Source organism: Erwinia persicina, assembly GCF_014838825.1.
GTDB classification, from domain to species: domain Bacteria; phylum Pseudomonadota; class Gammaproteobacteria; order Enterobacterales; family Enterobacteriaceae; genus Erwinia; species Erwinia persicina_A.
The window spans coordinates 187,532-201,443 of sequence record NZ_JACYMO010000004.1 but is presented as its reverse complement, the minus strand read 5'-3'; the positions used below and the strand labels follow the sequence as shown (position 1 = coordinate 201,443).

The 13,912-nt window shown below is 51.7% G+C and carries 12 protein-coding genes; 6 read left to right on the top strand and 6 right to left on the bottom strand.

Going from position 1 to position 13,912, the window contains the following annotated elements; all coding sequences use genetic code 11:
* Positions 1–930, top strand: coding sequence for a homoserine kinase (gene thrB, locus IFU29_RS12405; protein ID WP_191934202.1), 930 nt, complete (start codon positions 1–3; stop codon positions 928–930).
* 3 nt (positions 931–933) lie between these two features.
* Positions 934–2,220: a threonine synthase gene (gene thrC / locus IFU29_RS12400; protein ID WP_191934201.1), complete on the top strand. Its 1,287-nt coding sequence runs from the start codon at positions 934–936 to the stop codon at positions 2,218–2,220.
* 93 nt (positions 2,221–2,313) lie between these two features.
* Here thrC and yaaA read toward each other — a convergent pair whose 3' ends face one another.
* Positions 2,314–3,090, bottom strand: a complete 777-nt coding sequence (gene yaaA / locus IFU29_RS12395) for a peroxide stress protein YaaA (RefSeq protein ID WP_191934200.1) — start codon at positions 3,088–3,090, stop codon at positions 2,314–2,316.
* Between the two features lie 260 nt (positions 3,091–3,350).
* Between yaaA and tal the strand changes: the two genes are divergently transcribed.
* Complete coding sequence (gene tal / locus IFU29_RS12390) at positions 3,351–4,304, top strand: transaldolase (RefSeq protein WP_191934199.1); 954 nt, start codon at positions 3,351–3,353, stop codon at positions 4,302–4,304.
* 64 nt (positions 4,305–4,368) lie between these two features.
* Here tal and IFU29_RS12385 read toward each other — a convergent pair whose 3' ends face one another.
* The 5 genes from IFU29_RS12385 to IFU29_RS12365 all read right to left on the bottom strand — a co-directional run bounded on the left by IFU29_RS12385 (position 4,369) and on the right by IFU29_RS12365 (position 9,638).
* Entirely contained in the window at positions 4,369–5,463 is a 1,095-nt protein-coding gene (locus tag IFU29_RS12385; RefSeq protein WP_191934198.1) for a fimbrial protein, read from the bottom strand.
* A gap of 18 nt (positions 5,464–5,481) precedes the next feature.
* Positions 5,482–7,929 (bottom strand): fimbria/pilus outer membrane usher protein, encoded by a 2,448-nt coding sequence (locus IFU29_RS12380; protein ID WP_244633688.1) that lies wholly within the window; start codon positions 7,927–7,929, stop codon positions 5,482–5,484.
* Between the two features lie 2 nt (positions 7,930–7,931).
* Positions 7,932–8,621, bottom strand: a complete 690-nt coding sequence (locus IFU29_RS12375; protein ID WP_191934196.1) for a fimbrial biogenesis chaperone — start codon at positions 8,619–8,621, stop codon at positions 7,932–7,934.
* Between the two features lie 33 nt (positions 8,622–8,654).
* The gene (locus IFU29_RS12370) at positions 8,655–9,254 is read right to left on the bottom strand and encodes a fimbrial protein (protein WP_191934195.1); all 600 of its coding nucleotides are present in this window, start codon (positions 9,252–9,254) and stop codon (positions 8,655–8,657) included.
* Between the two features lie 171 nt (positions 9,255–9,425).
* Positions 9,426–9,638 (bottom strand): hypothetical protein, encoded by a 213-nt coding sequence (locus tag IFU29_RS12365; protein WP_191934194.1) that lies wholly within the window; start codon positions 9,636–9,638, stop codon positions 9,426–9,428.
* A gap of 52 nt (positions 9,639–9,690) precedes the next feature.
* On the opposite strand from IFU29_RS12365, the gene mog reads away from it, so the two are divergent.
* The 3 genes from mog to dnaK all read left to right on the top strand — a co-directional run bounded on the left by mog (position 9,691) and on the right by dnaK (position 13,866).
* A complete protein-coding gene (gene mog / locus IFU29_RS12360; RefSeq protein ID WP_191934193.1) occupies positions 9,691–10,278 on the top strand; it encodes a molybdopterin adenylyltransferase in 588 nt (195 codons plus the stop codon).
* Between the two features lie 128 nt (positions 10,279–10,406).
* Positions 10,407–11,711 (top strand): MFS transporter, encoded by a 1,305-nt coding sequence (locus IFU29_RS12355; protein ID WP_191934375.1) that lies wholly within the window; start codon positions 10,407–10,409, stop codon positions 11,709–11,711.
* Between the two features lie 241 nt (positions 11,712–11,952).
* Positions 11,953–13,866: a molecular chaperone DnaK gene (gene dnaK, locus IFU29_RS12350; RefSeq protein WP_191934192.1), complete on the top strand. Its 1,914-nt coding sequence runs from the start codon at positions 11,953–11,955 to the stop codon at positions 13,864–13,866.
* Positions 13,867–13,912: the final 46 nt, after the last annotated feature.

Genomic DNA, 13,912 nt, shown 5'->3' with positions numbered 1-13,912 from the left:
ATGGTTAAAATTCATGCCCCTGCCTCAATTGGCAACGTCAGCGTTGGCTTTGACGTTCTCGGGGCGGCCGTGTCGCCGGTGGATGGCACGCTGCTGGGCGATTGCGTAACCGTGGAAGCGGCCGACGAATTCAGTCTGCACAACGAAGGCAGCTTCGTCAGCAAGCTGCCGGCGAACCCGAAAGAAAATATTGTCTATCAGTGCTGGGATCGCTTCTGCGAAGCGATCGGCGAGCGCGTGCCGGTCAGGATGACGCTGGAAAAAAATATGCCGATTGGCTCCGGCCTCGGCTCCAGCGCCTGCTCGGTAGTCGCCGGATTAATGGCGATGAACGAACACTGCGGTAAGCCGCTGGACGATACAGCGCTGCTGGCGCTGATGGGCGAACTGGAAGGGCGCATCTCCGGCAGCGTACACTATGACAATGTGGCCCCCTGTTTCCTGGGCGGTATGCAGCTGATGCTGGAAGAGAACGGCATTATCAGTCAGGAAGTGCCAGGCTTTGATGACTGGCTGTGGGTGATGGCTTATCCGGGGATTAAGGTCTCCACGGCAGAAGCCCGTGCGATCCTGCCTGCGCAGTATCGCAAAGAGGATATTATCCGCCACGGCCGCTACCTTGGGGGCTTTATTCACGCCTGTCATACACAGCAACCGCTGCTGGCGGCAAAGCTGATGCAGGACGTCATTGCGGAACCTTACCGCACCCAATTGTTACCGGGCTTCAGTGAAGCCCGTCAGGCCGCTGCCGATATCGGTGCACTGGCCTGTGGTATTTCTGGCTCCGGCCCTACGCTGTTTGCCGTGTGTAACCAGCAGGATACCGCACAACGTATGGCAGACTGGCTCCGCCAGCATTATCTGCAAAATGATGAAGGCTTCGTCCATATCTGCCGTTTAGACACGGCAGGCGCACGTAAACTGGGATAACGCATGAAACTGTATAATCTTAAGGATCACAATGAGCAGGTCAGCTTCGCCCAGGCGGTGAAGCAGGGTCTGGGTAAACAGCAGGGCCTGTTCTTTCCGCTGGAATTACCTGAGTTCGAACTGACCGACATCGATGCCATGCTGGAAATGGATTTCGTCACCCGCAGTAGCAAGATCCTGTCGGCCTTTATCGGTGACGAAATTGAAGCGCATCAGCTGAATGAGCGTCTGAAAACGGCCTTCACTTTCCCGGCGCCGGTCGTGGATGTCACGGAAGATATCGCTGCACTGGAGCTGTTCCACGGGCCGACGCTGGCGTTCAAAGACTTCGGTGGCCGCTTTATGGCGCAGATGCTTGCCTGTGTCAGCGGAGCCGACGAGAAGATCACCATCCTGACCGCCACGTCGGGTGATACCGGTGCCGCCGTCGCTCATGCCTTCTACGGTATGGAAAACGTGCGTGTGGTGATCCTCTATCCGCAGGGCAAAATCAGCCCGCTGCAGGAGAAGCTGTTCTGTACGCTGGGTGGGAATATTCAGACCATCGCCGTCGACGGCGATTTCGATGCCTGCCAGTCGCTGGTGAAACAGGCGTTTGATGATGAAGAGCTGAAGAAGGCCATTGGCCTGAACTCGGCGAACTCGATCAACATCAGCCGGCTGCTGGCGCAGATCTGCTATTACTTTGAAGCGGTGGCGCAGCTGCCACAGGAAAAACGTAACCAGCTGGTGATCTCCGTACCGAGCGGTAACTTTGGTGACCTGACGGCTGGCCTGCTGGCGAAGACGCTCGGCCTGCCGGTGAAACGCTTTATTGCTGCCACCAACGCGAACGACACCGTGCCGCGTTTCCTGGTGAACGGTGAGTGGGCGCCTAACGTGACTGTCGCCACCCTGTCTAACGCGATGGATGTGTCTCAGCCGAACAACTGGCCGCGCGTGGAAGAGATCTTCCGTCGCAAAATCTGGCGCCTGCAGGATCTGGGTTACGGTGCCGTGGATGACGAGACCACTAAAGCGACCATGCGTGAGCTGGCCGATCTGGGCTACCTTTCAGAGCCGCACGCGGCCATCGCCTACCGTCTGCTGCGCGATCAGCTGCAGGAAGGCGAGTTTGGCCTGTTCCTCGGCACCGCGCACCCGGCGAAGTTTAAAGAGAGTGTGGAAGCGATCCTCGATCAAACGCTGACGCTGCCGGAGGCGCTGGCCGAACGTGCCGATTTGCCGCTGCTGTCGCATAAGATGAAAGGTGACTTTGCCGAACTGCGTGAGTTCCTGCTGAAGAAATAATCAGCTAAACCGTGTTGCGCAGGGGCTGACCGTTATCCGGTCAGCCTTTTACCCGCATCAGGGGCGACCAGAAAAGAAGGTCGTCCCCTGGTTTTACGCGGTTTCGCGGCGTTTAAATACCAGCTCGTTCCCTTTGCTTGCTTCCGCATCAAACGCATAACCGTCCACATCAAATTTCTTGAGCTGTGCAGGTTTGCTCAGGCGATGCTCAATGATATAGCGGCTCATCAGGCCACGCGCTTTTTTCGCATAGAAGCTGATAACCTTAAACGTGCCGTTTTTCTCGTCTAAAAATACCGGCTTGACGATCTCGCCTTTAAGCAGTTTAGGTTTAACCGCTTTGAAATACTCATCGGACGCGAGATTGATCAGCACGTCATCGCCCTGGTCTGCCAGCGCAGCATTCAGCGCGTGGGTCAGTTTTTCACCCCAGAAGCTGTAGAGATCTTTGCCTGCCGGATTGGCCAGTTTAATACCCATTTCCAGACGATAGGCCTGCATCAGATCCAGCGGGCGCAGCAGCCCGTACAGCCCTGACAGCATGCGCAGATGCTGCTGGGCGAAATCGAACTCTTTTTCACTGAAGGTTTCGGCCTGCAGGCCGGTATATACATCCCCTTTAAACGCGAGGATCGCCTGCCGGGCGTTGTCGGGGGTGAAATCCGGCTGCCAGTCGTTAAAGCGCTGGGCGTTCAGCACGGCCAGTTTATCGCTGATGTGCATCAGTGAACCGATATCCGCCGGTGAGAGCTTACGCGCCACGGCAATCAGCTTCTGTGACTCTTCCAGCAGGGCAGGCTGAGTGTAACGTTGCGTCGCCAGCGGGCTTTCAAAGTCCAGCGTTTTGGCCGGGGATATTACCATTAACATGAACGCGTCCTTCATTGCAGAGAGGGGCAGAAAAGTATCAGCGCCTACTGTAACAAAAAAGTGGGCCCGGGTGGCTAATCGCTGCTATTGGTGACGGATGAAAACCCCGGCAATGACCGGGATAATGGGGCTTTTGTGCGCCGGCTTTAGCCCGATGAGGCACGAAAGTTTACGCCTCTTGCATGGTGGGGTACGCGTGCTATCATCCGGGCAGACATTTTCAACACCCTGACAAATCAACTTTGATGAGAATGACAACTATGACGGACAAATTATCTTCCCTGCGTCAACTCACTACCGTTGTTGCTGATACTGGCGACATCGCAGCGATGAAACTCTACAAACCTCAAGATGCCACCACCAACCCTTCCCTGATCCTTAGCGCCGCACAGATCCCAGAATACCGTAAGCTGATTGATGAAGCCGTGGTATGGGCGCGTAAGCAGACTAGCAATAAAGAAGAGCAGGTAGCCTACGCTGCCGACAAGCTGGCGGTGAACATTGGTCTGGAAATTCTGCAGCTGGTCCCGGGCCGCATCTCTACCGAAGTCGACGCACGCCTGTCTTACGATACCGAAGGCAGCATTGCTAAAGCCCGTAGCCTGATCAAACTGTATAACGATGCCGGCATCAGCAACGACCGCATCCTGATCAAGCTGGCTTCTACCTGGCAGGGTATCCGCGCGGCGGAACAGCTGGAAAAAGAAGGCATCAACTGTAACCTGACGCTGCTGTTCTCCTTCGCTCAGGCGCGTGCCTGTGCGGAAGCCGGCGTGTTCCTGATTTCTCCGTTTGTTGGTCGTATTCTCGACTGGTACAAAGCCAATACCGATAAGAAAGAGTACGCACCGAACGAAGATCCAGGCGTGGTTTCCGTCACTGAAATCTATGAATACTACAAGCAGCACGGTTACGAAACCGTGGTGATGGGTGCCAGCTTCCGTAACGTTGGCGAAATCATCGAACTGGCGGGCTGCGACCGTCTGACCATCTCTCCGGGCCTGCTGAAAGAACTGGCAGAAACCGAAGGTAGCGTTGAGCGCAAGCTGTCCTACAGCGGTGAAGTGAAAGCGCGTCCGGCGAAAATGACCGAGTCTGAGTTCCTGTGGCAGCACAACCAGGATCCAATGGCAGTACAGAAACTGGCTGAAGGCATCCGTAACTTTGCCATCGACCAGGGCAAACTGGATAAGATGATTGCCGACCTGCTGTAATTGTCCGTCACCGGTGGCCCGCCCGGGCCACCGTTCTCTCATTGCTCTTCCTGTTCAGCCTGCTTCAGTCATAGACAAAATTGACCACGGCCGTTGTTCTGACCGGTCCGCTGGACAGCGCTTTCGCATCATAAACGTGATACCACGCAGTTAATGGAATCGACAGTTTGGGTGCTAGTGGTTGGTTGGCAGAAAAAGAAAATAACGCCGTCGCATTGCCCCGATCGGTGGCAGACGGGCTAAATGTTATGGGAGTATTATTTTTATATATCTGGATACCTACCCCTCCTGCACTTCCTTCTGACGGAGAAATCAGCGTGGTATTATCCGTCATTGACACATTGTTGCTACTGAGATAAGCCAGCACGTTGCGGCTGGTGGCACCATTTTGCATATCGGTACAGGTAAAGTTCAGTTCAAATGCTTTTCCGTAAAGGTTTCCGTTAGTCAGCATCGGCAGACTGATATTATTTAGCCTTACGACTTTATTGTCATCATCAAAGCTGCAGGTGGTAACGCGTTTGATAAATTTTATCTGCATAGGCTTGTAGTAAATATCATAATCATGCTTTGGCCAGCTCCAGTGAAAAACGAAATAGGCGAAGTCAGACACCATTCTGGCAATGTTTTGAATAATCGTCAGACCAGTACTGTCCTGAGCCAACACGATGGGATTGATATTGGCCGTATCGCCATTCACCGTCATTACATTTTTAGTGGGGATGGTTTTAAGCAGTTTCAGATTGACCGTAAAGCTGGCATCTATGGTTGTTGCATTGTTAGTACCCACTTTGGGATGGGTTTCCTCCGGGGCGAGACCGGTAACAGACAGACTGACATAGGCGTTTCCTGGAAATTTCAGATACAGTGTATTTTTGGCATACGGGCTGGAATTATCTACGCTGTTCTTCCCCCCAATAATTCCCCAGGCAGGAGTACTACATTTGAAGGTTCCCGGGTAATCTGTCCGCCCGGATACCGATGCATAGCCTGTCAGATTTAATGACGTAGTGGCATCGTAATACAGCGTTGGAGCGTCAATAGCGGAATTCTGTAAACAGTTCGCCCTTGCCAGGGAGGGGAGAAAAAACAGGAAAATAAAGGCGATTAGCATGCTTCCTGTCGTATTTGCAAAGGGGGGACGGATAGGCCGTTTCATATTAATATGCTTCCCTGTTTACCGGCAGTGATTGACATCGTTTGACAGACTAGTTTTCGGATGGGTAATGGTACAAATACGTGCCTCTTCACTGGAAAAATGAACGATGACCTTATCCGGCAGTTTCTCGCTGTGGACAAAGATTACGCTGCCCTGCCCGACATAGCCGAGCTCGTTACCCTGACTGTTTGTGACCATAGCGCCAAACGGTAACGGCGCGTTTGCCTGATCAACCGCATAAAAAATAAAGCTCTTCCGCTGGTCGGTTTCAAATTTCACATAGCTGATCGAACCGGCATAAGGGACGACATCTTTACGGTTGCCCAGAAGCTGTACATTGTCATCAAGGTTAGTCGTATCCAACGTCATCGCATTTTTGCGGTAAGGCGACATATAAGGCACCAGGGCTTTTCCGCTACTATTGGTGACAATAGTCGAATCACTGTTGACCGCGGCGTTGACCACGCCAGGGGCATCGATAATGGCAAAGGTACTGCCAACCTGATTGGCAAACAGTACGCCCCCCTGATAGGCCACAAGGCTGCCTGTCAGGCCCAACCCTTCCTGATTAAAGGCCGAAGACTCACTCCACGAGGCATTCATGGTGGTGGCGGAGGCGCGATATCCGACATTGGCATTGGTGGTGGTTTTACCACCCTGACTGTTCGCCATATCAATGTTGTAGTTCCACTGATTGGCTTTACCGGCACTGCCGCTTAACCCGACATCACTGTTGTCATAGTGATTTTGCGTGAAGGAAGCGTTGGTTGACAGATACATCGGTGAGTCAAAGACGCTGAAGGGAACGGATAATCCGACGTAATAACGCATCTCTTCCCTGTTGTCATTATCCCGGGTTCGGCTGGCAGAAACGTTAAAGGTCACATTACACAGTGTATTCGAATAGCCCACCTGGTACTCTTTACTGTTCTGCTTACCGCCCCAGTAATTTCTCAGGGTACCGGACAGAAACAGCGATCCCGCTGCCCTTCCCAGGTTTTGATTCACATTAAAGTTGAAGCTGTTCTTTTGGTTTACCGTGATGCTGTTGTTTTCGCTCCTTCCGTCGCTTTCTCGCTGGACCGAATCTTCCATGGTCAGAAAGCCGCTGGTGGAGTAGCGATAGGCTGCCAGCGCAAAGTTGGTGCCCGTATTCGCCAGGAACTTACTGTAGGCGAGGCGGAAGCTCTGCCCGCTGCTGCTTTCTACCTGTCGGTATGACGTCTGTCGTGCCTGAGTGATGTCAAAGGACAGCGCACCCAGGGGCAGGTTCAGCCCGGTACCGAGCAGAACAGAGCTGTAATGGTTGCTCCAGATCCCTCCGGCATAGGCGGTAAACAGATTCGACATCCCCCGACGCCAGGTACCCTGAATAAATTCAGGATGGACGGAGACGTCCGGGATTTGCACCTTTCCCATCGCCAGGTTGTAGACGTTGATACCGGGCTTCAACATGCCGGGAACCGAGGAATAAGGGACGGTAAAGCGCTGAATACGGCCGTCCGCCTCGTCGACTTCAACATTCAGGTCGCCTCCTGAACCCGTGGGCAAAATATCATTAATCGCGAAGGGGCCTGGTGACACATTTTGCTGATAGATCACCACGCCATTCTGGATGATTTTCACCAGGGCATTTGTCTGGGCCACGCCATGAACGATGGGCGCAAACCCCTGCATGGAGTCTGGGAACATGCGGATATCGGTCCCCATGCTGATGCCCCGAAAACGGTAAGAGTCAAAGAGGTCTGACGGGGTATAGCTGTCGCCTACCCGTAACTGTGAATCAATGGCGCTAATATTTCTCTGCAAGTATCGGGTATTATTTTGCCATTTAGACTTGCCCGTTCTGGAGTAATTAAAGGAACTGTTATCACGTAACTGCCAGCTAAGCAGATTGAGCCCGGTGTTTAATGAGATATAACCGCTGTCTTCATTCTGATGATTGTTAGAGGCTGAGTGATAATAGTTTGCCTGATAAGACAGTGTCAGGCCGGGGATGCCTTCGCTCCAGAATTTAGGGTCAATATATCCCTGCCATTTTGTGTCCATCTCCTGCTGCGGTACACTTAAATCCAGCCTCAGCTGACCGCTGTCAAAGCTACTCTTAATTCCTTTATCAAGGGAATAGACGTTCAGGGATTGGCTTTTTTCATTTTTAGGATTAGTCAGAACCTTTCGTAACCCCATTCGGGTAAATTCCTGTGACTTTATTCGGATGTCATTTATGCTACTGACAACGCTGGCAGTATATTTTCCCTTCCAGTCACCATTGACGTAAACATCAATATCATAGTTCCCGGCAGGCAGATCGCTGTTTTGATAGAAACGAGATAAATCGGCATGGCTGGATTTCCCCACCAGGAAGTCAGTGTTAAATGTGACCGCATAACTTGTCTGCTGTTTCAGTAGCAAAGAAAAAATCAATGCCAGGTGCAGTGTTATCCGATTTATTTTAAAAGTAGGCATCGTTACTGGATTTTTTTCTTAGATTCAATACTGGCGCCATAGTCATTGATATAGACAAGCGTAATGGGTGTTCCACTGCTCAGTGTCTTGCTGATTTTCAATGACCGTTGAGAAAAAGGAGATACCATCAGACCATTTTTCAAAATGTTTTCTGTCTTATTAATCGATATGCCCGATAGTGTTAAATAATAAGGCGTCGAGTTATGGAGTATGATGCTGTCATTCTGTTGTGTTAGGGTGACGTTATCGATCATGTTTTTGGGCGCTATTTTCAATCCACCCGGACGGAAAAAGAGTTTAATACGAGATCGAATAGCCAGTTGCATCACGCTTTTTCCCTTAAGATTTTCGGGTACAGGGGGGATATCCAGTACATTGAGATAGAAGACAGATTCACGGTCGGTGGGCAGCGTGCTACCCATATAACGTATCTTGAGCTGCTGCCCGCTGTGCGCGGGCACTTTTACTACTGGCGGCATCAACAGAAACGGGACTTTTGCTGTCTCAGGGGTTGAGTCAGGGTCGCCATCGTCAATCCACGCCTGAACCAGTGACGGATCGGAACCATTATTGAGCAATTGAACAGAGACTTCTTTGCTGTCAGAAGGATAAATCTCACGCGTCGCGCTGATTATCACATTTGCGTGACACAAAAAAGGGAACAAAGATAATAACAGTAAAATTAGTCTCATAGAGCAATCACTCAATAATATTTTTATTAAAAATTACAGGTAGGTAATGTTATAGGTCACCATCGTCCTGACCACACCGGCTTCGGCAGGTTGTGTACCCACTTTATAATATTTAGCATAGAAGTTAATGGTATCCGGCGTGGCTGATGTTCCAGCCAGTTTGGTATCCAGCATCTGGTTAAGCATAATGGGCTGCGTTTCGGTTTTCTGTAATACAATAGCGATACCGACATTCCGCGGATTACCTTGAGGGTTATTCTCCTGGTTAATGAGGTATTTTCCGTCATTGGAAATGGTATTTGGAGAAGAGAATTGCATCTGAAGACTGGGGGTGGCTACGGGTGTTTTACCGTCGGCAGCTTTAACGATGTTAGCCGATGAGCAATTAGAAAAGTCCAGTGAGAATGCCTTCTTACCCACGTCAATTAAACCTTCTGCCGTTCCTGCCTGTTCAGTACTGATCGGGTTCAATGCGACAGAAAGATTGGCCGAATTATTACCATTAATAGTGCAGGTTGCATCAGTTACCGCACCCGAGAAATTAATAGTGCCCCCAGAAACACTGGTTGTAGCATGGCTCATTGAGCTGAATAACGCTACGGGCAATATCGCACTTAGAATAACTTTTTTCATTTCTAACCTCTGTTTCTTAAATGATAGGGTGGTTTTTTTACATGATTTACTGCCTCGATTTCTGGGTCGAGGTTAAGGCAGTATTCGTTTTTACGTTTATTGTTTCGCAGTTATTTAATAATGGCGATATCCTTGTTTCTGATAGGGTGGCGCGGATTCTAGTGCTTTTTACTATTCGTATAGGGGCAAAAAAAGCGAAAAGTCATAGTGCGCTTTGTGCGCTTTGTGCGCTTTTTTCTGAATTGTAAAAATGCAGGCGATCTTATTTTTATTGTGTGCATGTTCGTTTTTATATTTCTTTTTATTTCCGGTGTCATTCTTTGCAAAATATCTGCCCGCTACTTTGCCAGGTTTCCCTACTTCAGTGTATTCTTGTGAAGACACTCTTACCCCCACCGGCTGTGTTGTTATGCCGGGTATGAATGGCGATAACAAAATGAATACACTACGTATAGGCTTGATTTCCGTCTCCGATCGGGCTGCCAATGGCCTTTACCAGGACCAGGGGCTACCTGCTCTGGAGAGCTGGCTATCCCGTGCGCTGACGACACCTTTCGAGATCGAAAAACGTCTGGTGCCTGACGAACAGCCGATGATTGAGCAGACGATTTGTGAACTGGTCGATGAGCTGTTCTGTCATCTGGTTCTGACCACGGGGGGAACCGGCCCGGCACGGCGGGATGTGACCCCCGATGCGACTCTGGCTATTGCCGATCGTGAGATGCCGGGTTTTGGTGAGCAGATGCGCCAGATCAGCCTGAACTTTGTGCCGACGGCAATTTTATCGCGCCAGATGGCGGTGATCCGTAAGCAGTCCCTGGTGATCAATCTGCCCGGTCAGCCGAAGTCGATTCAGGAAACGCTGGAGGGCCTGAAGGACAGTGAAGGCCTCACGCAGGTACCGGGGATTTTCGCCAGTGTCCCTTACTGCATTCAACTGCTGGAAGGGCCGTATATCGAGACTGATCCGCAGGTGGTAGCAGCATTTCGCCCTAAAAGCGCCCGTCGCGAAACAAACAGCTAAAAAATGATTTTTTCACGCATAAAATCCAGCGTACGCTGCTGTGGCAGATAATTGACGGTATAGTCATCACAGCTTTACACACCCTAACGATATGCTTTACCTCTGACTCTGGATTTTCGTGAAAAATGATGCCTATTGATCATGTTCGTCATCTTAACCGACAGGATTACAGGACGTTAACCCTGGCGGCCCTGGGCGGCGCACTGGAGTTTTACGACTTCATTATTTTCGTCTTTTTCGCCAGTGTGATCGGCGAACTGTTTTTCCCGTCAGATATTCCTGAATGGCTACGGCAGCTTCAGACATTTGGCATTTTTGCTGCAGGTTATCTTGCCCGTCCTTTAGGCGGGCTGATCATGGCCCACTTTGGTGACAGCCTCGGCCGTAAAAAAATGTTCAGTCTGAGTATTTTACTGATGGCGCTGCCGACGCTGGCGATGGGGCTGCTGCCGACGTATGCCTCTATCGGTCTTGCCGCTCCGCTGCTGCTGTTACTGCTTCGGGTACTGCAGGGGGCCGCGATTGGCGGAGAAGTGCCGGGGGCCTGGGTCTTTGTTGCCGAACATGTTCCGGAAAAACGGATCGGTTTTGCCTGTGGAACGCTGACGGCGGGACTAACCTTTGGCATTCTGCTGGGATCGCTGGTCGCTACGCTGATTACCACCACCCTCAGCGCCCGGGCGATTGCTGAAACGGGCTGGCGTATACCCTTCCTGCTCGGGGGCGGTTTTGGCTTGCTTGCCATGTACCTGCGCCGCTGGCTGCATGAAACGCCGGTCTTTATCGAGATGAAACAGCGTAAGGCGCTGTCGGTAGAGCTGCCGTTAAAAACGGTCGTCTTGCGCTACACGCATGGCGTGATCGTCTCCATGCTGCTGACCTGGCTGCTGTCGGCCTGCATTGTCGTGGTGCTGTTAATGGCCCCGGCGTTGTTGCAAAAATTACACGGTCTGCCCGCTGCCGTGACACTGCAGGCCAACAGTCTGGCGACAGTGATGCTGATTTTTGGCTGCATCATTGCCGGCGCACTGGTCGACCGTATCGGCGCGTCAACCACCCTCATTGTGGGCAGCCTGCTGATGGCCCTCTCCAGTTGGGCATTCTTTCATATCGCTGCGCAGGCTCCACAATTTCTCTTTGCCGCCTATGCGCTGGCCGGGCTCTGTGTTGGGGTCGTGGGCGTAGTGCCATTCGTCATGGTCAGTGCGTTCCCGGCGGAGGTGCGTTTCACCGGCATCTCCTTCTCGTATAATATTGCCTATGCCATTTTCGGCGGGCTGACGCCGATCGTCCTGACGTTGATGCTGAAGCTGACCCCGATGGCCCCGGCTTATTACGTGCTGGCCCTGGCGGGAATGGGCGTGCTGGTGGGCCTCTGGCTGCGGGGGAGTGCAGGTCAACAGGCGCTGCTGAAGCAGGTCAGCCTGCACTAGCGCATGATTACCGGCCGTTGTAACGGGTCAGCTCAGGCTGGCCCGTTCTTTTTATAAAGGCAAAGTGAAAATTTTTTTGCCTCTGCCCCTTGATGCCGCGTTGCCCGGCCCCATCTTAGTTGGCATCCGAGGCTACGGACCTGGAAAAAAAAGCGTAGGGCGAGCAGTTGAAACTGTAAAAATTGCCCACATTAAAGGTTCATAGGCTGATTTGAATTGAATTTAAGTGGGAGATGTTTAGATGGGTAAGATTATTGGTATTGACCTGGGCACAACTAACTCTTGTGTAGCTATCATGGATGGCGGCAAAGCGCGTGTACTGGAGAATGCGGAAGGGGATCGTACCACACCTTCCATTATTGCTTACACCCAGGACGGTGAAACGCTGGTAGGCCAGCCTGCTAAACGTCAGGCCGTCACTAACCCGCAGAATACACTGTTTGCGATTAAGCGCCTGATTGGCCGTCGCTTCCAGGATGAAGAAGTTCAGCGTGACCTGAAAATCATGCCGTTCAAAATCGTTGGCGCTGACAACGGCGACGCATGGCTGGACGTGAAAGGCCAGCGCGTGGCTCCGCCACAGATTTCAGCGGAAGTGCTGAAAAAAATGAAGAAAACGGCTGAAGATTACTTGGGTGAACCCGTAACTGAAGCGGTTATCACCGTACCGGCTTACTTCAACGATGCACAGCGTCAGGCAACGAAAGATGCCGGTCGTATCGCCGGTCTGGAAGTAAAACGTATCATCAACGAACCAACGGCAGCCGCACTGGCATACGGTCTGGATAAAGGTCAGGGTAACCGTACTATCGCGGTTTATGACCTGGGTGGTGGTACTTTCGATATCTCTATCATCGAAATCGATGAAGTGGATGGCGAAAAAACCTTTGAAGTTCTGGCGACCAACGGTGATACCCACCTGGGTGGTGAAGACTTCGATAGCCGCATGATTAACTATCTGGTGGCTGAGTTTAAGAAAGATCAGGGCATCGATCTGCATAACGATCCGCTGGCCATGCAGCGTCTGAAAGAAGCGGCAGAAAAAGCGAAAATCGAGCTGTCTTCTGCACAGCAGACTGACGTAAACCTGCCGTACATCACCGCAGATGCGACAGGGCCTAAGCACCTGAACATTAAAGTGACGCGTGCGAAACTGGAATCACTGGTTGAAGACCTGGTGGCACGCTCTATCGACCCACTGAAAGTGGCGTTGCAGGATGCGGGTCTGTCTGTTTCAGACATTAACGACGTTATCCTGGTCGGTGGTCAGACGCGTATGCCAATGGTGCAGGCGAAAGTGGCTGAGTTCTTCGGTAAAGAGCCACGTAAAGACGTGAACCCGGATGAAGCGGTAGCGGTAGGTGCTGCGGTTCAGGGTGGCGTGCTGGCCGGTGAAGTGAAAGACGTTCTGCTGCTGGATGTTACCCCGCTGTCACTGGGTATTGAAACCATGGGTGGCGTGATGACTCCGCTGATCACCAAGAACACGACGATCCCGACCAAACACAGCCAGGTGTTCTCAACTGCAGAAGACAACCAGTCTGCGGTGACCATCCATGTTGTGCAGGGTGAGCGTAAACGTGCTGCGGATAACAAATCACTGGGTCAGTTCAACCTGGACGGTATCCAGAACGCACCACGCGGTTTACCTCAGATCGAAGTGACCTTCGACATCGATGCTGACGGTATCCTGCATGTGTCTGCGAAAGACAAAAACAGCGGTAAAGAGCAGAAGATCACCATCAAGGCCTCTTCCGGTCTGAACGACGAAGAGATCGAAAAAATGGTGCGTGATGCAGAAGCTAACGCTGAGTCTGACCGTAAGTTCGAAGAGCTGGTGCAGACACGTAACCAGGGCGATCAGCTGTCACACAGCACGCGTAAGCAGCTGGATGAAGCCGGCGATAAACTGCCAGCAGATGACAAAGCGCCTATCGAAGCTGCGCTGACCGATCTGAACACTGCGCTGAAAGGCGAAGACAAAGCGGAAATCGAAGCCAAGATCCAGGCTCTGATGGAAGTGTCTGGCAAGCTGATGGAGTTCGCACAGCAGCAGCAGGCCGCTGGCGGTGCAGCAGAAGCTACCGAGGGTGCGAAGAAAGACGATGATGTTGTCGACGCTGAATTTGAAGAAGTGAAAGACAACAAAAAATAATCGCCCTTGAGCGGGCAAGGTGGCGCGTGATGCGCCATTGATCACC